This window comes from Amycolatopsis speibonae, from assembly GCF_042647925.1.
Lineage (GTDB): Bacteria > Actinomycetota > Actinomycetes > Mycobacteriales > Pseudonocardiaceae > Amycolatopsis > Amycolatopsis speibonae.
In genome coordinates this window covers 143,115-161,014 of the sequence record NZ_JBHRWK010000005.1, presented here as the reverse complement: position 1 = coordinate 161,014, position 17,900 = coordinate 143,115, and the positions used below count along the sequence as shown (strand labels likewise).

The 17,900-nt window shown below is 70.4% G+C and carries 22 protein-coding genes; 13 read left to right on the top strand and 9 right to left on the bottom strand.

Going from position 1 to position 17,900, the window contains the following annotated elements:
* The first annotated feature begins 99 nt into the window (after nucleotides 1-99).
* Both ACFOSH_RS02790 and ACFOSH_RS02785 read left to right on the top strand, forming a co-directional pair.
* Entirely contained in the window at nucleotides 100-618 is a 519-nt protein-coding gene (locus ACFOSH_RS02790; RefSeq protein ID WP_378237012.1) for a DUF4232 domain-containing protein, read from the top strand.
* 25 nt (nucleotides 619-643) lie between these two features.
* Nucleotides 644-1,195, top strand: coding sequence for a DUF4232 domain-containing protein (locus ACFOSH_RS02785; RefSeq protein WP_378237010.1), 552 nt, complete (start codon nucleotides 644-646; stop codon nucleotides 1,193-1,195).
* Between the two features lie 40 nt (nucleotides 1,196-1,235).
* Here the strand turns inward: ACFOSH_RS02785 and ACFOSH_RS02780 are convergent, their stop codons facing one another.
* Nucleotides 1,236-1,649 (bottom strand): ATP-binding protein, encoded by a 414-nt coding sequence (locus ACFOSH_RS02780; RefSeq protein ID WP_378237009.1) that lies wholly within the window; start codon nucleotides 1,647-1,649, stop codon nucleotides 1,236-1,238.
* A 153-nt stretch (nucleotides 1,650-1,802) separates the two neighbouring features.
* On the opposite strand from ACFOSH_RS02780, the gene ACFOSH_RS02775 reads away from it, so the two are divergent.
* Nucleotides 1,803-2,153 carry an STAS domain-containing protein gene (locus ACFOSH_RS02775; protein ID WP_378237008.1) on the top strand — a complete coding sequence of 117 codons (351 nt, stop codon included), beginning with the start codon at nucleotides 1,803-1,805 and terminating at the stop codon, nucleotides 2,151-2,153.
* A gap of 13 nt (nucleotides 2,154-2,166) precedes the next feature.
* Here ACFOSH_RS02775 and ACFOSH_RS02770 read toward each other — a convergent pair whose 3' ends face one another.
* Both ACFOSH_RS02770 and ACFOSH_RS02765 read right to left on the bottom strand, forming a co-directional pair.
* Nucleotides 2,167-2,625, bottom strand: coding sequence for an STAS domain-containing protein (locus ACFOSH_RS02770; protein ID WP_378237007.1), 459 nt, complete (start codon nucleotides 2,623-2,625; stop codon nucleotides 2,167-2,169).
* Nucleotides 2,626-2,856: 231 nt separating this feature from the next.
* The gene (locus tag ACFOSH_RS02765; protein WP_378237006.1) at nucleotides 2,857-3,195 is read right to left on the bottom strand and encodes a winged helix-turn-helix transcriptional regulator; all 339 of its coding nucleotides are present in this window, start codon (nucleotides 3,193-3,195) and stop codon (nucleotides 2,857-2,859) included.
* 68 nt (nucleotides 3,196-3,263) lie between these two features.
* Here ACFOSH_RS02765 and ACFOSH_RS02760 point away from each other — a divergent pair, with 68 nt between their 5' ends.
* Nucleotides 3,264-3,815 (top strand): carboxymuconolactone decarboxylase family protein, encoded by a 552-nt coding sequence (locus tag ACFOSH_RS02760; RefSeq protein ID WP_378237005.1) that lies wholly within the window; start codon nucleotides 3,264-3,266, stop codon nucleotides 3,813-3,815.
* Here ACFOSH_RS02760 and ACFOSH_RS02755 read toward each other — a convergent pair.
* Both ACFOSH_RS02755 and ACFOSH_RS02750 read right to left on the bottom strand, forming a co-directional pair.
* Nucleotides 3,812-4,024: a hypothetical protein gene (locus ACFOSH_RS02755; RefSeq protein WP_378237004.1), complete on the bottom strand. Its 213-nt coding sequence runs from the start codon at nucleotides 4,022-4,024 to the stop codon at nucleotides 3,812-3,814. The genes ACFOSH_RS02760 and ACFOSH_RS02755 overlap by 4 nt on opposite strands.
* An 89-nt stretch (nucleotides 4,025-4,113) precedes the next feature.
* Complete coding sequence (locus tag ACFOSH_RS02750) at nucleotides 4,114-5,100, bottom strand: LysR family transcriptional regulator (RefSeq protein WP_378237003.1); 987 nt, start codon at nucleotides 5,098-5,100, stop codon at nucleotides 4,114-4,116.
* 90 nt (nucleotides 5,101-5,190) lie between these two features.
* On the opposite strand from ACFOSH_RS02750, the gene ACFOSH_RS02745 reads away from it, so the two are divergent.
* Nucleotides 5,191-6,606, top strand: coding sequence for an aminopeptidase P family protein (locus ACFOSH_RS02745; RefSeq protein WP_378237002.1), 1,416 nt, complete (start codon nucleotides 5,191-5,193; stop codon nucleotides 6,604-6,606).
* A gap of 44 nt (nucleotides 6,607-6,650) precedes the next feature.
* Here the strand turns inward: ACFOSH_RS02745 and ACFOSH_RS02740 are convergent, their stop codons facing one another.
* Complete coding sequence (locus ACFOSH_RS02740) at nucleotides 6,651-7,784, bottom strand: metalloprotease (protein ID WP_378237001.1); 1,134 nt, start codon at nucleotides 7,782-7,784, stop codon at nucleotides 6,651-6,653.
* A gap of 236 nt (nucleotides 7,785-8,020) precedes the next feature.
* On the opposite strand from ACFOSH_RS02740, the gene ACFOSH_RS02735 reads away from it, so the two are divergent.
* The 6 genes from ACFOSH_RS02735 to ACFOSH_RS02710 all read left to right on the top strand — a co-directional run bounded on the left by ACFOSH_RS02735 (nucleotide 8,021) and on the right by ACFOSH_RS02710 (nucleotide 13,390).
* Nucleotides 8,021-8,620: a helix-turn-helix domain-containing protein gene (locus ACFOSH_RS02735; RefSeq protein ID WP_378237000.1), complete on the top strand. Its 600-nt coding sequence runs from the start codon at nucleotides 8,021-8,023 to the stop codon at nucleotides 8,618-8,620.
* 78 nt (nucleotides 8,621-8,698) lie between these two features.
* Nucleotides 8,699-9,871, top strand: coding sequence for an NAD(P)/FAD-dependent oxidoreductase (locus ACFOSH_RS02730; RefSeq protein WP_378236999.1), 1,173 nt, complete (start codon nucleotides 8,699-8,701; stop codon nucleotides 9,869-9,871).
* A complete protein-coding gene (locus tag ACFOSH_RS02725; RefSeq protein ID WP_378236998.1) occupies nucleotides 9,868-10,134 on the top strand; it encodes a (2Fe-2S)-binding protein in 267 nt (88 codons plus the stop codon). Before ACFOSH_RS02730 ends, ACFOSH_RS02725 begins: the two co-directional genes overlap by 4 nt.
* Nucleotides 10,131-11,480: an FAD/NAD(P)-dependent oxidoreductase gene (locus ACFOSH_RS02720; RefSeq protein ID WP_378236997.1), complete on the top strand. Its 1,350-nt coding sequence runs from the start codon at nucleotides 10,131-10,133 to the stop codon at nucleotides 11,478-11,480. Before ACFOSH_RS02725 ends, ACFOSH_RS02720 begins: the two co-directional genes overlap by 4 nt.
* On the top strand, nucleotides 11,477-12,388 hold the full coding sequence (locus ACFOSH_RS02715) for a dihydrodipicolinate synthase family protein (RefSeq protein ID WP_378236996.1): 912 nt from the start codon (nucleotides 11,477-11,479) through the stop codon (nucleotides 12,386-12,388). The genes ACFOSH_RS02720 and ACFOSH_RS02715 overlap by 4 nt, the downstream gene beginning before the upstream one ends.
* Nucleotides 12,389-13,390, top strand: a complete 1,002-nt coding sequence (locus ACFOSH_RS02710) for a proline racemase family protein (RefSeq protein ID WP_378236995.1) — start codon at nucleotides 12,389-12,391, stop codon at nucleotides 13,388-13,390. It abuts the gene before it with no gap.
* A 60-nt stretch (nucleotides 13,391-13,450) separates the two neighbouring features.
* Here ACFOSH_RS02710 and ACFOSH_RS02705 read toward each other — a convergent pair whose 3' ends face one another.
* Genes ACFOSH_RS02705 through ACFOSH_RS02695 form a run of 3 tightly spaced genes read right to left on the bottom strand, consistent with a single transcriptional unit; the run spans nucleotide 13,451 to nucleotide 16,490 of the window.
* Nucleotides 13,451-14,665: a metal-dependent hydrolase family protein gene (locus ACFOSH_RS02705; protein WP_378236994.1), complete on the bottom strand. Its 1,215-nt coding sequence runs from the start codon at nucleotides 14,663-14,665 to the stop codon at nucleotides 13,451-13,453.
* The gene (locus ACFOSH_RS02700; protein WP_378236993.1) at nucleotides 14,662-15,102 is read right to left on the bottom strand and encodes a GAF domain-containing protein; all 441 of its coding nucleotides are present in this window, start codon (nucleotides 15,100-15,102) and stop codon (nucleotides 14,662-14,664) included. The genes ACFOSH_RS02705 and ACFOSH_RS02700 overlap by 4 nt, the downstream gene beginning before the upstream one ends.
* The gene (locus ACFOSH_RS02695) at nucleotides 15,099-16,490 is read right to left on the bottom strand and encodes an MFS transporter (RefSeq protein WP_378236992.1); all 1,392 of its coding nucleotides are present in this window, start codon (nucleotides 16,488-16,490) and stop codon (nucleotides 15,099-15,101) included. Before ACFOSH_RS02695 ends, ACFOSH_RS02700 begins: the two co-directional genes overlap by 4 nt.
* Before the next feature lie 135 nt (nucleotides 16,491-16,625).
* Here ACFOSH_RS02695 and ACFOSH_RS02690 point away from each other — a divergent pair, with 135 nt between their 5' ends.
* Both ACFOSH_RS02690 and ACFOSH_RS02685 read left to right on the top strand, forming a co-directional pair.
* Nucleotides 16,626-17,552 carry a MurR/RpiR family transcriptional regulator gene (locus tag ACFOSH_RS02690; protein WP_378236991.1) on the top strand — a complete coding sequence of 309 codons (927 nt, stop codon included), beginning with the start codon at nucleotides 16,626-16,628 and terminating at the stop codon, nucleotides 17,550-17,552.
* An 80-nt stretch (nucleotides 17,553-17,632) separates the two neighbouring features.
* Entirely contained in the window at nucleotides 17,633-17,806 is a 174-nt protein-coding gene (locus ACFOSH_RS02685) for a hypothetical protein (RefSeq protein WP_378236990.1), read from the top strand.
* Nucleotides 17,807-17,900: the final 94 nt, after the last annotated feature.

Sequence of the window (17,900 nt, the reverse complement as noted above, 5' to 3'; positions counted from 1 at the left end):
GGGATCAACATCATCTTCACGCATCTTCCCGGCGTAGGTGGGCATCTTTCCCAGTGAGTTCGATCAACGTGAATCGATCACCGAGCGGGAGGAGATGTCATGAACGTCCAGGTGAAGCGAGCGGCCGCGGCGATGACCGTCGGAGGACTGGTCACCGGTGGGCTCCTGGTCGCGGGCGGTGTCGCCGGAGCGATGCCGAGCGACAAGCTTTGCGGCGCCTCCGACGTCGAGATGACGGTGACGCCGGATCCGTCGCACTCGGCGGGCCACGAGGCCTACGTCCTCACCTACACCGCGGCGTCGCCGACCACGAACTGCAAGCTCCAGGGCGCGCCCACCGCGCTGACGTTCGTCGATGACGGGCAGCTGATCGACGACGTCGCCGCCGTGCCGGACGCCACCGCGGCGAACGCGGCACCGGTGAACCTGCGCGACGGGCACCCGGCGGTGTCACGCGTCGTGCAGGCCTCCGCCGAGGCGCCGAACCCGCGCACGCCGACGACGGTCACCTTCGATCTGCCGACCGGGCCGGGCGGTGTTCCCGTCGTCGCGGACTGGCCCGCCGGCGGGCCGCTGAAGGGCGCCACCGTCCAGGTCACCGCCGTCACCGCCGCCTGAATCTCGCTGATCGAGGGAGGAAACCATGTCCGGCAAGCAGATCAAACGTGTTTCCCTGGGTGTCGCGGTGCTCACCGGAACGCTCGCGCTGACGGCGGCCGTCCCGGCCGAAGCCGCCGCGACGCGGTGCGGCACGGCGGATCTCGCTGTCTCCTTGGGTGAGCCGAAGCAGCTCGAAGAGTCGACGGGCCAGTACGACGTTCCGCTGGCCTTCAAGAACATCTCGTCGCGCTCCTGCGGCCTGCACGGGGTGCCCGGTGTCGACCTGGTCGGTCCGGGCGACCCGAACGGACCGGTCTACCACCTGCAGCGGGTGGACAACGGCGTGCGCGTCAACGAGGTCCCGCCGGGTTCGACGGCGACCGCGACCGTCACCGTGCTGTCCCCGACGCCGGGTTCGGTCGGCAGCGGAGGCTCCACGTCCTGGACACCCTCGAAGCTGGTGACCATCCCGCCGGGTCAGACCGAGGCATTGAGCGTGGACTGGCCGTCCGGGCTGCCTGTGCTGCGCCAGGACGCCGCCACGCGTCCGGGCAGCTGGGTCAACGGGATCCTCGCCGACCCCCTGGTGGGCTGAAATACAGGACGGGCGCTCCGATACGGGGCGCCCGTGCTTGTCAGCGGGAGGGGCAGGGCCAGGCGAGCCGGACGATGGTCCCGGTGGGCGTGCTCGTCACCGACGCCTCCGGCGCGAAGGCCCGGATGATCGGCAGGCCGCGTCCACCGTCCGGGCGGCGGCCGTCGCGCCAGCGGCCCTCGTCGGCGACGGTGATCTTGACGTGGCCGTCTTCGTGGGTGGCGGTGACGGTCATGGCGTTGTCGTCGGTGCCGTCCGGATAGGCGTGCTTGACGACGTTCGTCATCGCTTCGTAGGCGGTGAGTTTGAGATCCTCGGCCAGCTCTCGGGGGAGGCCTCGTTCGAGGGCCCAGTTCGCCAGGAGATCCCGCAACGCGGCTGCTTGGGCGGGGACGGCGGCGACCTCGAGGACCAGCTCGTCGGTGCTTTTGCGCACCGGCTCGTCGATCGGCATCACGGAGCTCTCCTCCTCGTCCGCCGCGGTCCACGACCGCCGGATCCATCGACCAGGCTAAGGCACCGCCGGAATCGGGACGCGAGTGCCGCGCGGGCGGGCGCCGCCATCCGATATCTTCGGGACTCTCGGGGTGCCGATCGTGAGGGGTGGATGACGGTGACGAGCGGAGACGGCGACAACCGGGAGGTTCCGTTCTCGGTGACCGTCGCCAGGCCGGATGGCGCCGAGGTCGTCATCGAGGTGGCGGGCGAGATCGACCTGACGACGTCCGAAGATCTCAAGGAGACGTTCGAGGAGGCGCTGGAACCCGTGCCCGGTCGGCTCGTCGTCGACCTCGAAGGCGTGGAGTTCTGCGATTCCACCGGTTTGGCGACCCTGGTCAGGATCAACGACCGGTGTGTCACCCAAGGCGTCGACCTGAGTTTCCTGCCGTCGCCAACGATCCGGCGATTGGCCTTGAAGACGGGACTTTCCACGCTTCTGCCACTCGCCGGATCCTGAACGTTCCAGCGGCTCAGGGATTCGGCGCGGGCAAGGACTTCGGTACTTCGCGGATCGCGCTGTCGAGGTGCCGGTAGACGGGGATTTGCGTCTCGACGCCGAACAGGTGCAGCAGCCTCAGTACGGGCCGGGTGTCGGCGACGACCCCGGTCGTGCGGTGTTCCGAGTGGGCGCGGGCTGCGGCGGATTCGATGACCCGCAACCCGGCGACGCCGAGGAAACTGACCTGGGTGAGGTCGAGCACCGTGGCGGCGGGGAGGTCGCCCCGCAGGGCGCGCTCGAGCCGTCCGGCGGTGGCGAGGTCGATCTCGCCGGTCGCGGAGACGACGAGGACGTCTTCACTCCATCGGGTCCGCCGGACCCGCAGCAGGAGTTCGTCCGCCGGACGGGGCCGCGGAACCACGGAGTGGATGACGGTGCGGAGGACGGGGCCGTCTCGGCTGCCCCGCGTGAAGGGGATTCGGTCGGTCATGATGCTGTCTCCCGGATAGCCGGGGACGAGACGGACAACGGGTAAGCCTGCACAACTGCTGCGCAAGTCAACTCGCCGCCGCGTCGCCCTGTGAAAGGAGCGGAACCGCGGACATGCGGGTCGTTCGCGCGGGCTGGTGGACTCAACCTACGTACTACTCACCGTACGCCGTTCACTTCGCCTGGCAATACCGAGTGTGGTGATCAAGGCATGATTCACGCCTGCGCATGATCACTCGCCTAAGGCCTTTTCCCAGGCGAGGCCCCAGTTTTCGAGTGGGTGCAGCGCGTCGAGGAGCTGTTCGCCCAGTGGTGTCAGACGGTAACCCTCCCCGCCGGTTTCGACGATGCGGGCTTCGGTGAGCTCGCCGAGCCGGGTGGCGAGCACGCTCGACGACATGCGCTCGCAGCGTCGCTGGAGTTCGCGGAACCCGACGTCGCCCTGGCGCAGTTCCCAGATCACCCGCAGGGTCCACCGGCGTCCCAGCAGGTCGAGCGCGGCCATGAGCGGGCGACCGGTTTCGGAGCCGCGGACCGGCCGTCCGGGACGCGGGATCGGATCCTCGGGCATGCCGCCCCCTTGTGCTTCGACTTCAGAAGCATCATAGTGGTTCGAAAGTCGAAGCACCCGAGGTGGTCATGGCCCGCATCGCACCGCTCGCCCCGCCCTACGAGGCGGACGTCGAACAAGCCCTCCGGAAGTGGATGCCGCCCGGCGTGGCGCGGGAGCCGCTGACGCTGTTCCGGTTGCTGCAGCACCATCCGGAGCTGGCGTCGCGGATGCGCGTCCTCGGCGCGGGGTTGCTCGCGCACGGCGAACTACCCGCGCTGGACCGGGAAATCGTCATCGCGCGGGTGACCGCACGATGCGGATGCCGCTACGAATGGGGTGTCCACGCAGCGGTTTTCGCAGCCGGGGTCGGGCTGACGCCGGAACAGGTCGAGGCGACCGTGTCCGGCGACTCCGGGCATCCGGCGTGGTCCGCGCGGCATCGGGCCCTGATCGCCGCCGTCGACGAACTCCACGACACGGCAACGGTTTCCGGCGACGTGTGGGCCGCGCTCGCCGAGCACTATCCGGTTCCGCAGCTCCTGGAGTTCCTGGTGCTCGCGGGCTGGTACCGGACGATCGCCTACGTCGCCAACGGTGTCCGTCTCGAAGAAGAGCCTTGGGCCGCCACGTATCCCTAGGGCTGGTGCGAGTCTGCTTTCCCGGTGTTGTCCCGTTCTCGTTTCGAGGCCTTCCACGCGGCGAGGACGCACAGGAGTGCCGCCACGAAGCCTGCCGCGGTGAGTGTCCCGGCCCAGACGGCGCCGGTGCTGGCGAGTAGGTAGAGCTGGATCACGGCGGTGCTCGTGTAGACGACCGCCAGTCCCAGCCACAGCCGTTGCGTCATCATCTCCCGTCTCCGTTCGCCCGGTACGGGAGGTCAATCGCGGCGAAGCGGGATCGGGTTACAAGCTGTTCGAAAGCGGTCGTTTCCCGGCCTCAAGCACCGGTCGCGCGGAAGAAGTCCACCAGCCCGTCCCAGGACCGGGAGTCCCGCCGCCGTTCCCACCAGGTCCGGAACGGTGTCGACGCCATGGCGTGCCGCGTGTACGACGTCATCATCGCGCGGTACACGTTTTCCGCCTGGTCCCACGTCAGCCGTTCCTTGCGCCAGGACAGCACCAGCCGCATCCGCATGGGGTCGTCCTTCAACGGCCGGACGACCATACCCGGCAGTTCGGGCGCGGTGGGTTCCACGAGTTGCACCGCCTGCCCGGCGGCGATCAGGTGCCGTCCGCCGCCGTTGGGGCATTCGAAGCGGATCCGCGGCGTGAACCCGGCACGATGGGTCGCCGCGCGCAGCGACGTCAGCGAGCCGTCCTCGGGGCCCGGCGGCCCGATCCACGCTTCGTCCGCGAGATCGGCGAGGTCGACCTCGAAACTGTCGGCGAGCCGATGCCGGGCGGGAAGCCCGATGAAGACAGGCACCCAGGAGAACAGCACACGATGGCCCAGATGCTTCGCCAGCGGCACTTCCTGGTCGTCGGACATGGCGATGACGGCGATGTCGAGGGTCGCGCGGGCCAGCGCCTGCGCCAGCACCGCGCTCGACGGTTCCACATGGACTGTCACGTCGAGCCCCGGCAACGCGTCGTCCAGCCGCTCCACGAAGGTCGGCAGGCAGTCCATTTGGGACGATCCGAGCCGGACCGGGCCGTCGCCCAGCGCGCCGAGCAGATCGCTTTCGAACCGGTCGAACTCCACGAGCAGGGTCAGCGCGCGGCGCAGCGTCTGCTCGCCGAACGGGGTCGGGGTCACGCCCGTATGGCTGCGGACGAACAGCGGCGCGCCGATCTGCCGTTCGAGCCGCTGGAGCAGCGAGGTCAGCGACGGCTGGGACATGCCGAGCGCGGCGGCCGCCTGCGAGAGGCTGCCCGCTTCGGCGATGGCGCAGATCGCCCGCAGGTGCCGGATCTCCAGGGCCATAGACGGAGTCTATCGCCGCCGGTCATTACGCCGGACGACTTCGCGGTGTGAGGGTGCGGCGAGGACTCCGACAACGTGAAAGGGGAGCCGATGACCGGCGACCGAACCCGGCCGGATCTGCGCGCGCTGCTGGCCGCCAAGGGGTTCCGTAACTGGATCCGCGAAGGCTGGGAGCCCGCCGATACCACCGTCGCGGTGCCATCGGGCACCGCCGAGGCCGCGGCCGCCCATCGCGGCAGGTTGTCCGCGGAACTGCCCGGACAGCGGATCGCGCTCGCGGCAGGCCGCGCCGTCGTGCGGTCCAACGACACCTTCCACGGCTTCCGCGCCGACAGCGACTTCGTCTGGCTCACCGGCTGCCAGCGCGAAGGCGCGATCCTGGTGCTGACCCCGGCGGGGGACAGCCATCACGCCACGCTGTACGTCCCGCGCCCGGCCGAGCCGGACGAGCCCGACTTCGTGGGCGACGCCGACACCAGCCCGTTGTGGGTCGGCACCGCCGCCGGACCCGCCGCGTACGGCGACGCGCTCGGCATCGAATGCCGTCCGCTGGAGGACCTCCCGCACGGCTTGCGCGGGCGGAACCCGAGCTTCCTGGTCGGCGCCGGGGTCGATCCCGCGCTCGACGCGTACGGCTTCGGCCACAGTGAACGGCTCCGGACGGCCCTCGCGGACCTGCGCCGGATCAAGGACGAGTGGGAGATCGGCCAGTTGCGCGACGCTGTCGACGCCACCTCGCTCGGCTTCGCGGACGTGCTGGCCGCGTTGCCGGAGGCGGTCCGCGGTGGCGGGGAACGCTGGCTGCAGGGCACCTTCGACCGGCGTGCCCGCACCGAGGGCACCGGCCCCGGCTACACCTCCATCGTCGCGGCCGGTCCGCACGCGCCGATCCTGCACTGGACGCGCTGCGACGGACAGGTGACCGAAGACAGCCTCCTGCTGCTCGACGCGGGGGTCGAGCTGGATTCCTTGTACACGGCCGACATCACCCGTACCTTCCCGGTCGGCGGGGAGTTCACGACGGCCCGGCGCGACGTCTACGACCTGGTGCACAAGGCGCATCTCGCGGCACTGGCGGAGGTGCGCCCGGGTCAGGACTTCGCCGCCTTCCAGACGACGGCGCTCGGCGTGCTCGCGTCGGGGTTGCACGATTGGGGCCTGCTTCCGGTGTCGGTGGACGAGGCGCTGTCGCCGGACGGGCAGCAGCATCGGCGGTACATCGTCTGCGGGACCGGCCACTTCCTGGGACTGGACGTCCACGACTGCGCCTCCGCGAGTCCCGGCGCCTATCGCCAAGGCACGCTCGCCGAGGGCATGGCGCTGGCGGTGGAGCCCGGTCTGTACTTCCACGCCGGCGACCGCACGGTGCCGCCGGAACTGCGCGGCCTCGGCATCCGCATCGAGGACAACGTCGTGGTCACCGGATCCGGGCACGACCTGCTCTCCGGCGGTTTCCCCTCGACCGCCGACGAGGTCACCGCCTGGGTCCGGGCCGCCAGGAACTGAAGGACGCTTTCCCCGCATGGCATGCGGGGAAAGTCCCCTTCAGCTCAGTACGAGATCGTGTGCCCGGCGAGGATCCGTCCGGCCGCGCCGGTCGTGGGCAGCCCGGCGGCCGGCCGGTCTTCGGTGAAGTACTCGCGGAAGTCCTGGCTGAAGTCGCGGGTCATCAGCGCGATCGTGCGGTTCCAGTTCCCGCCGTCCGGCCCGTTCGAGGCCCACAGGTCCAGCAGGGACGAGCCGACCCGGCCCTGCACGGTGTCGCCGGCGTCCCAGCCGGGCGTCGAAGCGTCGTTCCGGAAGCTGTAGGAGCTGCCGTTGTCGTAGACGTAGCGGTAGTCGCCGAGGGCGTAGGCGGCGACGGCGTCGGCGAACCCTTCGGTCCACGCGCACGATTCCGAACTGTGCTTCTCGATGTAGTGCGGATTGCAGTCGTCGACCACGGGGAAGCCGCGCCCGTAGAGCTGCCACTGCAGCCAGTGCCCGGCTTCGTGGAGTACGAGATGCTTCGAGTCCGGCATCGTCGCGCCGAGGAAGACGTAGTTCGTGTTCGAGTAGTCCCAATAGCCGCCGTCGGCGACCTTCGGATCCCAGACGAACGTGATCCGGTCACAGCGGCCGTCGGACTGGCGGCTCGTCCAGCAGGACGAAGTGGGGTTCGCGCGCTTCCAGTAGAGGACGTTGAGCGTGTCGACCACCTTCCACGCCCGCTGCAGCGTGGACGGCACCTTCACCGTGCCGAGGTCCTGGGTGCCGGACACGTTGGTGCGGCGTGCCGAGTCGAACGTGTAGTCGGTGGTGTTGTTCGCGGCTTTGACGACCCGCCACATCGACGTGCTGCTCGACCGGAACCTGACGTACGCCTCGGCGAGGGATGCGGTGTGGCAGGCGGTGAAGCGGCCGTCCGACGCGCCGGTGATCCCCTCGGCCAGCCTGCTCGCCGCGCCGGAACCGGTGCGCCCCCAAAGCTCCCAGTTCGCGTTCCGCGCCACCTGCGTGCGCACGGGTTTGCCGGTTCCGGCTTCCGCGCCGAGATGGTCGAAGGCGAGTGTGCCGGTGAGACAGGCGTTCGCGGCCGCCGTCGCCGGGGCGGTGGCCACGGCCGCTGTCAGCCCGAGGGTGGTGACGAGCACCGCGCCGAACGCCCGAAGTCGTCGGCCTGCGGATCTGCGGATCAGCTGCACGGGAATCTCCTCGCTGGAGGGAACCGACGGTGCGCCCGTGACCCTGTGTCGACGGTGACACACCGGTTGGTGAAGGAGTTTCATCGCGGCCGGAGCCGCCCACCATCGCGTCGCCCCATCGGCCGCGGCTATGCCCTCCCCGTCGTTAGCCGTGTCATGATATCCGCGAACTCGATCGGCAAAGCGAACGATTCGCCCTCCGGTCGTACGGTTTGACGAACGACAGGGGAACGGCAGTGGAGGACGAGGCGCCCTCGATCCGGGACATGCTGGCGGTCAACCTGCGTGCGGCCAGGGCGGCGAGGGGGATTTCGCTGTCCGAGCTGTCGCGGCGGTCGGGCATCGGCAAGGCGACGCTGTCGCAGCTGGAGTCCGGCGGCGGCAATCCGACCATCGAAACCGTGTTCAGCCTGTCCAGGGTCCTGGAGGTGGCGATCTCCGACCTGCTCGACCACCGGGCGGGCAGCGCGCTCACCGTGGTGCGCGGAGCCGACGTCGAGGTGCTCAGCGGCGAGGGCGTCGACCTCCGGCCGCTGCGGCGGATCGAGACCGGTGAGGGCGTCATCGAGGTGTACGACCAGGTGGTGCGCGGAGACGCGCCGCAGCGCTCCCAGGGGCACGTCGGGGTCGAGCACACCGTCGTGCAGTCCGGTTCGCTGCGGGTCGAGGTGGCGGGCCGGACCGTCGAGATCGGCCCGGGGGATTACGTCGCCTTCGACGCCCGCGAGCCGCATCGCTACACCGCTTCGGACGGGCCGGTGCACTCGGTCCTGCTGCTGCAGTACCGCGCCGACGAACGGCTCGACGGCAGGCCGCACCCGGTACTGAAGGGCTGACATCTCCCGAGCTATTGACACCTCTCCGGGAGGGAACCTACTCTCCGATCGTTCGCTATACCGAACGCTGGAGGGTCGATGAACCGAACGCGCGTGGTCATCCTCGGCGCGGGGATCGTCGGCGCCGCGTGTGCCCGTGAGCTGAGCCTGGCGGGCTTCGACGTCGTGGTCGTGGATCGCGGCCGCCCCGCCGGAGGCACCACCTCGCACGGTGAGGGCAACATCCTCGTCTCCGACAAGGGGCCCGGGGCCGAACTCGAACTCGCGAAGCTTTCGAAAGTGCTGTGGCCTCAGGCGGTCGCCGAGATCGCCGACGAGGACGCGCGTGCCGCTTCGGCGATCGAGTACGACCCCAAGGGCGGCATCGTGGTCGCCACCACGGACGACGGCGCCCGCGCTCTCGCCGCGTTCGCCGCGTCGCAATCCGGGGTTCGCGCGGAACCGTTGTCCGCCAAGGAAGTCGCTGACGCGGAACCCGCGCTGACCCGCGAGGTGACCGCCGCGTTCCACTACCCGGAGGACGCCCAGGTCCAGCCCGCGGGTGCGGCGCTGGCCCTGCTCGGGTCCGCGCTGCGCCACGGCGCCCGGCTGCGGTCCGACACCGAGGTGGTCGGCGCGTCCGTCCACAAGGGACGGATTACCGGCGTCCGCGTGCCCGGCGAGGTCATCGAGGCAGACGTCGTCGTGAACGCGGCGGGCCCGTGGGCCGGTGAAGTTTCGGCACGGCTCGGCGCCCCGATCGCGATCCGCCCCCGCCGGGGCGAGGTGCTGGTGACCACGCCGATGCCCGGTGTCATCCGGCACAAGGTCTACGACGCCGATTACGTCGGCGCGGTCGGGGCCGATTCGAGCGAACTGCAGACCTCCGCCGTGGTCGAGTCGACCTGGGGCGGCACCGTGCTGATCGGCTCGTCCCGCCGCCGGGTGGACTTCGACGACACGATCCGCCCGGAAGTGCTGAGCGCCATCGCGGTCAAGGCGCTGCGGCTGTTCCCGGCGCTCGCCGACGTCGCGGTGATGCGGGCGTACGGCGGATTCCGGCCCTATGTGGACGATCATCTCCCGGTGCTCGGCGAGGATCCCCGGCTGGGGAACCTCTGGCACGCCACCGGACACGAAGGCGCCGGCATCGGGCTGAGCGTCGGCACCGCGCGGTTGCTGCGCGAACTGCTCACCGGGACGGAGCCCGCGATGCCGGTCGGAGAGTTCACCGTGGCGCGCCCGGCGGTATTGGCGGGGGCGGCCGCGTGAGCGCCCGGCCGATCCGGATCACCGTCGACGGCGAAGCCCTGACCGGGATCGCGGGCCAAAGCGTGGCGGGAGTACTGCTCGCCGCGGGCAGGATCTCCTGGCGTACCACGCGTTCCGGTGCGCCGCGCGGCGTGTTCTGCGGGATCGGCGCGTGCTTCGACTGCCTGCTCACGGTCAACGACGTGCCCGACGTCCGCGCCTGCCGCCGCCCGGCCGCCGACGGCGACGAGATCCGCACCCAGTCACGGGAGGAGAACGCGTGAGCCGGCACGTGGTGATCGTCGGCGCCGGGCCCGCCGGGCTCGCGGCCGCCGAGCACGCCTTGCGGGCCGGTGCCCGCGTCACGGTGCTGGACCAGGCGGAAACGCCCGGCGGCCAGTACCACCGCATGTCGCCGGAGGACTACGCGGCACGGCATGGCGGACCGGAGTTCGACCGGCGCCGCCGGATGCTCGCGCATCCGCGGTGCCGGTGGTGGCCCGGGTCCACCGTCTGGGCGTTCGACCGGGCGGAGCGCCGGGTGCACCTGCTGCGAGGACAGTCCGACGGCGGCGGACGGCAGCGGCTGACCCTCGTCCCGGACGCGCTGATCCTGGCGACCGGCGCGTACGACCGCACGCTGCCGTTCCCGGGCTGGGAACTCCCGGGTGTGTACACCGCGGGCGCGGCGCAGGCGCTGGCCAAGGGGGAGCGGGTCGCGATCGGAAGGCGTGTCCTCGTCGCCGGGGCCGGGCCGTTCCTGCTGCCGGTCGCGGAATCGTTGCTGGGTGTCGGGGCCGAGGTGGTCGCGGTACTCGAAGCGAACCCGCTCTCGACCGTCCGAAAAGGATGGTCGTCCCGTCCGTGGCGCTTGGCCGCGCACGTCGGCAAGGCGAGCGAACTGGCGTGGTACGCCGCGACGCTGGCCCGCCATCGCGTCCCGTACCGGCTGGGCCGGACCGTGATCGAAGCCCGCGGCGCCGACCGCGTCCGCGAGGTCGTGACCGCCGGGGTCCGTGCGGACTGGTCGATCATCCACGGCACAGAGCGGACGTACGAGGTCGACGCGGTCTGCGTCGGACACGGCTTCGTGCCGCAACCGGAACTGGCGGTCGCCGCGGGCTGCGCCCTGGACGGCGGTTTCGTCCGGGTCGACGGGGCCCAACGGACCACAGTGGACGGTGTCTTCGCCGCGGGTGAGATCACCGGTATCGGTGGCGCCGTCACCGCCGCGGCCGAGGGCGCGGTGGCGGGACACGCCGCCGCCGGGGGAGCGCCGCCCCCGGCGTTGATCCGAGCGCGCGACCGGGCCCTCGCCTTCGCCGGACGACTCGCCAAGGCTCATCCGATCGGCCCGGCCTGGCGAGGCTGGCTGCGCGAAGACACGATCGTCTGCCGCTGCGAGGAAACCACGTACGGCGAATTGACGCGTGCGGCCGGGGACGCGGCTTGTCCCGGCTCGCACGCCCTGAAACTCGGCACCCGGGCAGGACTCGGTCCGTGCCAGGGCCGGATGTGCGGTCCGGCCGTGTCCGAACTCTGCGGTGGCACCGAACGGCACCACCGCCCGATCGCCCAGCCGATCCGGCTCGGCGAGCTCGCCGCCCGAACCGAAGGAGAATCTGAATGAGCACCCCCGACCTCGGTGGCGTCGTCGTCGCGACCGCTCTCCCGTACCGGGCGGACGAGTCGGCGCCCGCCGGGCTGGCCGTGGACTACGACGCCTACGCCGCGCACTGCCGGTGGCTGATCGACAACGGCTGCCGGGGCGTCGGCCCGAACGGCTCCCTCGGCGAGTACTCGTCGCTGACCGACGAGGAGCGCCGCCGGGTGGCCCGCACCGCGATCGAAACCGTGGGCGAGGACGGGATCGTCGTCGTCGGTGTGCACGGTCCCGGGTCGCACCAGGCCAGGCACTGGGCCGAGGTCGCGGCCGAGGACGGCGCCGACGGCCTGCTGTGCCTGCCGCCCACGATGTACCGCGCGAACCGGGGCGAGGTGCTCGCGCATTTCGAGGCGGTGGCGTCGGTCGGCCTGCCGGTGATGGTCTACAACAACCCGATCGACACCAAGGTCGACCTCACCCCGGCCTTGCTGGCCGAAATCGCGCAGATCGACAACGTGGTCGCGGTCAAGGAGTTCTCCGGTGACGTCCGGCGGGTGCTGGAGATCCGCGAACAGGCACCGGGCCTGGACGTGATCAGCGGCGCCGACGACGTCGTGCTGGAAAGCCTGCTGATGGGCGCGACGGGCTGGTTCGCCGGCTTCCCCAACGTGTTCCCGGCCGAGTCGGTGCGCCTGTTCCAACTGGCGAGGGCCGGCAAGCTCGAGGAGGCCAGGGCGCTCTACGAACCGCTGGTCGCGGCGTTCCGCTGGGACTCGCGCACCGAGTTCGTCCAGGCGATCAAACTCGGGATGGACCTCGTCGGCCGCTACGGCGGGCCGTGCCGTCCGCCCCGGGGCCCGCTGACCGGCGAGCACCACGAACAGGTCAACGCCGACATGCGCCGCGCGCTCGCCTCGCTGGGGGTGGCGTAGGTGCGGTCGATCCGGTCGATCACCGCCGTCGACTCGCACACCGAGGGCATGCCGACCCGGGTGGTGACCGGCGGGGTCGGCGTCATTCCCGGTGACACCATGGCCGAACGCCGACGCTACTTCATGGCGTGTATGGACCACCTGCGGCAGTTCCTGATGAACGAGCCGCGCGGCCATTCCGCGATGAGCGGCGCGATCCTGCAGCCGCCGACCCGGCCGGACGCCGACTGGGGAGTGGTCTACATCGAGGTGTCGGGCTGCCTGCCGATGTGCGGGCACGGCACGATCGGCGTGGCGACCGTGCTGGTGGAGACCGGCATGGTCGAGGTGACCGAACCGAAGACCGTGGTGCGCCTGGACACCCCGGCCGGGCTGGTGCACGCCGAGGTCGACGTCCGTGACGGCCGCGCGGAACGCGTCAAGCTGCGCAACGTCGCGTCGTTCCTCGCCGAGCGCGACGCCGTCGTCGAGGTGCCCGGTCTCGGAGAGGTGCGCTACGACCTGGCCTACGGTGGCAACTTCTACGCGATCCTCGAACTGTCCCAAGTGGACATCCCGTTCGACCGGGCGGAGAAGGACCGGATCCTCGCCGCGGGGCTGGACATCATGGCGGCGATCAACGACCAGCGTCCGCCGAAGCATCCGGCCGACCCGTTGATCGGCGGGTGCAAGCACGTCCAGTTCCTCGCCCCGGGCTCGGATGCCCGCGCTTCGCGGAACGCTATGGCGATCCACCCGGGCTGGTTCGACCGGTCGCCGTGCGGCACCGGCACTTCGGCCCGGATGGCCCAGCTGCACGCCCGCGGTGAGCTGCCGCTGCACACGCCGTTCGAGAACAGCTCGTTCATCGGCACCACGTTCACCGGCGAACTGGTCGCCGAGACCACCGTCGGAGGTGTCGCCGCCGTGGTGCCGGAGTTCTCCGGACGCGCCTGGATCACCGGCAACGCCACCTACCTGCTGGACCCGGACGACCCGTTCCCCGCCGGGTTCGTCCTCTGAGGCCCGCAATTGGTCACCTGCTTGCGCCGGACAGAGGGCGCAAGCAGGTGACCAATTGCGTCAGGAGGAGACCACCGTCCCGCCCTGGACGATGTGCCGGAACGCCTTCGGCTCGGCCAGGACACCGATGTCCTCCAGCGGATCCCGGTCCACGACGAGCAGATCCGCGTGCGCGCCGGGGGACAGGGTGCCGATCTCACCGGTCAGGTTCAGCAGGCCCGCCGCCGTCGACGTCGCGGAGCGGATCACCTCAAGCGCGGACTGGACCTCGCCGCGCAGCCGGAACTCGTGGTTCTGGTGCCGGTGCATCCCGCCGAGGAGGTCGGTGCCGTACACCAGTTTCACTCCGCCGCGAGCGGCTCGCTCCAAAGCGGCCATACCCGCCCCGAGGACCTCGTCGACCTTGCGCCAGCTGGATTCCGGCAGGCCGTGCTCGCGCCCTTCCTCCTTCAGCGCCCAGTACGTGACCAAGGTGGGCACGAGGTACGCGTCGTGCCGGAGGAAGAGTTCGACACTGAGGTCGTCGATCAGGTTGCCGTGCTCGATCGAGCGCACGCCCAGCTCCAGCGCCCGGTTCACCGCACGGGCGGTGTAGGCGTGCGCGGCGACGTAGCGGTTGGCCGACTCCGCCTCCTCGACGATCGCGCGCAGTTCGTCGGCGGAGTACTGCGTCGAGTCGATCCGGTCGGTGGGGGAGGCGACGCCGCCGGAGGCCATCACCTTGATGTGGTGCGCCCCCTTGCGCAGTTCGTCGCGCGCCGCCGCGCGGACGGCGTCGACACCGTCGGCGACCCGGCCGAGACCGGCGCAGCACGGGTGGTCTTCGCTGGCGTTGGCGCCGCGGGTCCGGCTGTCGCCGTGCCCGCCGGTCTGGCTCAGCGCGCGTCCGCAGAACAGCAGGCGCGGGCCACGGAACAGGCCCTCGGCCTGCGCGTCGGCGAGGCCGTAGTCGGCACCGGAGGCGTCCCGGACGGTGGTGAAGCCGCGGTCCAGCATCCGGCTCATGGTGCGGGCGCTGTGCGCGGTCACGTAGGCGGGCGAAGACGCGGGAAGCGAACCGAGATCCGCGGTCGACGCGGTCACGTGCACGTGGGCGTCGACGAGACCCGGCAGCACGAACGCGCCACGCAGGTCCTCGGTCCGCACATCGCCCGCGCTGAGACCTTCGCCGATCTCGACGATCCGGCCGTCGGCGCACCGGAGGTCTCCCTCGGTGTACTCGCCCTTGACCGGATCGAGCAGACGGGCGTTGCGCAGCAGCAGCGATCCGTTCATCGGGTCTCCTCCAGGAGTTCGCGCAGAGCCGGGACCGCCAACGGTGCCAGAGACCGGGCCGCCGCGACGGAATCATCGTCGTAGCTGCCCTCGGCGTCGAGGATGTTGAGGACGCCGAGGGTGCGGCCGTCGTCCACCACCGGCACGTTGATCACCGCGCCGCAGCCGAGCCGGTCGATGAGTTCGTGGTCGGCGAAGATCTCCCGCACGGCCGCGCTGTCCGGCCCGAAGTAGGGCTCCTGCCCGGTGATGCACCGCTCCAGCCAGCCCGCCGCCACCTCGACGGTCTTCTCGCCGCCGACCGGGTAGTCGGCCGGGTGGCTGCTGTGCACCCGGCGCAGCGCCCGCCGTTCGGGCACCCACGCCAGCACGGTGAACAGCCGTACGCCGATGGTGGCGCGGGTCTTGTCCTCCACAGTGGACAGGGGAACGGTCACTTCGTCATCTCCTTCGCGGTCTTCACGGGCGCGCCGTGTTCGGTCAGTTCTTCCAGGGAGCGGCCGGCGGTGGAGAGGCCGAACACGACCACGCACACCACCCCGGCCGCCAGGACGGCGGTAGTCAGGCCGAAGACGCCGGCGAAGCCGAGGCTTGCCGAGGACAGGCCGATGATCGTCGGGGCCAGGATGCTGCCGACCCGGCCGAACGCGCTGGACAGCCCGGTGCCGCTGGCGCGGATCCAGGTCGGGAACACCTCGGGGGTGTAGGAGTAGACGCCGGCGTAGGTGCCGTTGAGGAAGAACGACAGCACCGCCCCGGCGAGGGTGATCGACCACGGCGCGTCCATCTGGCTCAGCCAGAACGCGCTCACCGCCGACCCCGCGAGGTACAGCGCGATGGTGTGCTTGCGGTCGAGCCGTTCCGAAAGCCAGGCCGCGGAGAAGTACCCGGGGATCTGCGCCAGGTAGATGATGATGGAGAACTCGAAGCTCTTGGTCACCGTGATGCCGCGTTCGACGAGCAGTGTCGGGATCCAGGAGAAAAAACCGTAGTAGGAGAACGTGATCACGAACCACACGGTCCAGATCACCGCCGTGCGGCGCGCCATCGCCGGGCTCCACAGGAACTTCAGCGCGCTGAACAGGTTGACCTTCGGAGTTTCCGTCGCGGGCTGGGCGTCGGCCTCGGGGACGGGCGGAAGTTCCCGCCCGGTCGCCTTTTCGACGTCCCGCTCCAGCTTCGCGACGATCTTCTCGGCCTCGGCGTGCCGTCCGTTCGCGACGAGGAACCGGGGTGATTCCGGCAGGGAACGGCGCCACCACAGCAGCATGACGATCGGCAGCGCGGTGATCAGCTGGGCGACCCGCCAGCCTTCGGGCACCGTCGGGACGATGAACCGGCCGATCAGCGCGGCCATGACGAACCCGAACGAGAAGAAGCCGGCGAGCGCGCCGACGAACCAGCCGCGCCGTTTGGCGGGGACGAACTCCGACAGGAACGGCGCGATGATCGCGCTTTCGGCGCCCGCGCCGGCTCCGGCCAGCACCCGGGCGCCCAGGAAGATCTCGTAGTTGGGGGAGAACGCGGCCAGCACGGAGAACACCGCGTAGAAGGCCAGCGCGTACATCATGACCTTCTTGCGGCCGATGCGGTCGCCCAGCAGGCCGGCGGCGATCGCGCCGAAGAGGAAGCCGAACGGCGTCGCCGAACCGATCAGCCCGAGCTGCCCGTTGTCGAGGCCCCAGGCCGCTTTCGCGCTCGGCAGGAGGAAGGCGACCACGGCGGAGTCCATGCCGTCGAAGGTGTAACCGAGCCCGCCGATGAACAGGAGTAAGTAATGGGGACGGCTCAGCGGGAGCCGGTCCAGTCGTGCCAGAAGCGTCATGGGGAACGCCTTCCGTGGTTCGGGCGACGAGGAGTGCGGACAACGTATACTGCGTTTCGTCAAAACTGCAATGGTTGTTGCAAGTGGTCCGATGGGCACGATGCGTTACCGTGACGCGGTCGAGGGAGGGCGTGCGTGACAGAGACGGGAGCCGACGACGGTTTCGAGGCGTGGCTTCGGGATCGGACGCCGGAACGCGGCCTGCGGCCGAAGTCGGCCGCCGTGCTCGAAGTGCTGGTCTCGCAACCACGCCGGGCGTCGTTCGGCTCGACGGCCGAGCTCGCCCAGCTCGCCGGGGTCAACGTCGCCACCGTCACCCGCACCGCGCAGGCTTTGGGTTTCGCCGGTTGGCCCGCGCTGCAACAGGAACTGCGGGCGCGGTACCTGTCTTCGCTGAGCGCGCCGCAGGTCGCCGAGGAACACCGGGACGTCGACTCGCCCGGATCGGCGTCGCTGCGCCGCGACCTCGACAGCCTCGCTCTGCTCAACCGGCGGGTCGCCGAAGACGAGATCCGCAACGTCGCGGAGGCCGTCGCCGCCGCGCGCCGCACGCTCGTCATCGCCGACGGCAGTTACGCCGCCGTCGGGATCGCGTTCGCGCACAACGCGCGGCTCGCCGGTTACGACGTCCACGCGGTCACCGCGGGCGACGCCGAACTCGCCAACGCCACAGCGAAACTCTCCTCCGAGGACGTGCTGATCGCGATCAGCTTCTGGCGGCTGTACGAAAGCACCGTGCTCGCGGCCGACGAGGCCAAGGCCAGGGGAGCCCGCGCCTTCGCCATCACCGACGCGGCCAGCCCCGCACTGGCGGGCGCCGTCGAGCAGGTGCTGATGGTGCCTGCGGAAGGCGTGACCTTCTTCCCGTCCCTGACCGCGGGAATGAGCCTGGTGCAGGCCATCGTCGCGCAGCTCGCCGCCGTCGATCCGGTCCGCACCGGGGAATCCATCGAAGCGGCCGAGGCCATGTGGTCGCGGTTCGATCTGCTGCATCGCCGTCCCGGGTCGGCCGAAAGGCCGGTCCCGAAAAGGCCGACCGGTCGAGGCGTCTCCGCCGGATGACCGATCCGCAACCCCTTGCCGGGAGGCGATCCTGGTTCCAGGCCGCCGGAACGGGCGGCACGGGGATCGAGGAGGCAGCAATGACGATCATCGCGACTTTGGGTGCTTACGCCGGGCTCGCTCTGCTGGCACTGATGGCGGCGACCCCGCTGCTGGTCGAACTCGACCAGCGCTTCCCGGTCACCCACCGGGCCAAGACGGCCAAGGCGGCCGAACGGGAACACCGGGTGCCCGCCGGACTCGCTTCAGCGTGACGCAGAGCACAGAGAATCGCGTGAGACTACCTCACGTGAGTGATTCCGAACCTGTCAAGTCGTAACTTTGTGTCGCGTTATGGAACGCTCAGTG

Bases quoted from the DNA above. Each gene is read 5' to 3' on its own strand.
- ACFOSH_RS02780 (WP_378237009.1), bottom strand. From the start codon at position 1,649: ATGCCGATCGACGAGCCGGTGCGCAAAAGCACCGACGAGCTGGTCCTC.
- ACFOSH_RS02745 (WP_378237002.1), top strand. From the start codon at position 5,191: ATGACCGGCGACCGAACCCGGCCGGATCTGCGCGCGCTGCTGGCCGCC.
- ACFOSH_RS02695 (WP_378236992.1), bottom strand. From the start codon at position 16,490: ATGACGCTTCTGGCACGACTGGACCGGCTCCCGCTGAGCCGTCCCCAT.
- ACFOSH_RS02770 (WP_378237007.1), bottom strand. From the start codon at position 2,625: ATGACCGACCGAATCCCCTTCACGCGGGGCAGCCGAGACGGCCCCGTC.
- ACFOSH_RS02705 (WP_378236994.1), bottom strand. From the start codon at position 14,665: ATGAACGGATCGCTGCTGCTGCGCAACGCCCGTCTGCTCGATCCGGTC.
- ACFOSH_RS02730 (WP_378236999.1), top strand. From the start codon at position 8,699: ATGAACCGAACGCGCGTGGTCATCCTCGGCGCGGGGATCGTCGGCGCC.
- ACFOSH_RS02750 (WP_378237003.1), bottom strand. From the start codon at position 5,100: ATGGCCCTGGAGATCCGGCACCTGCGGGCGATCTGCGCCATCGCCGAA.
- ACFOSH_RS02760 (WP_378237005.1), top strand. From the start codon at position 3,264: ATGGCCCGCATCGCACCGCTCGCCCCGCCCTACGAGGCGGACGTCGAA.
- ACFOSH_RS02785 (WP_378237010.1), top strand. From the start codon at position 644: ATGTCCGGCAAGCAGATCAAACGTGTTTCCCTGGGTGTCGCGGTGCTC.
- ACFOSH_RS02775 (WP_378237008.1), top strand. From the start codon at position 1,803: ATGACGGTGACGAGCGGAGACGGCGACAACCGGGAGGTTCCGTTCTCG.
- ACFOSH_RS02755 (WP_378237004.1), bottom strand. From the start codon at position 4,024: ATGATGACGCAACGGCTGTGGCTGGGACTGGCGGTCGTCTACACGAGC.
- ACFOSH_RS02765 (WP_378237006.1), bottom strand. From the start codon at position 3,195: ATGCCCGAGGATCCGATCCCGCGTCCCGGACGGCCGGTCCGCGGCTCC.
- ACFOSH_RS02685 (WP_378236990.1), top strand. From the start codon at position 17,633: ATGACGATCATCGCGACTTTGGGTGCTTACGCCGGGCTCGCTCTGCTG.
- ACFOSH_RS02715 (WP_378236996.1), top strand. From the start codon at position 11,477: ATGAGCACCCCCGACCTCGGTGGCGTCGTCGTCGCGACCGCTCTCCCG.
- ACFOSH_RS02790 (WP_378237012.1), top strand. From the start codon at position 100: ATGAACGTCCAGGTGAAGCGAGCGGCCGCGGCGATGACCGTCGGAGGA.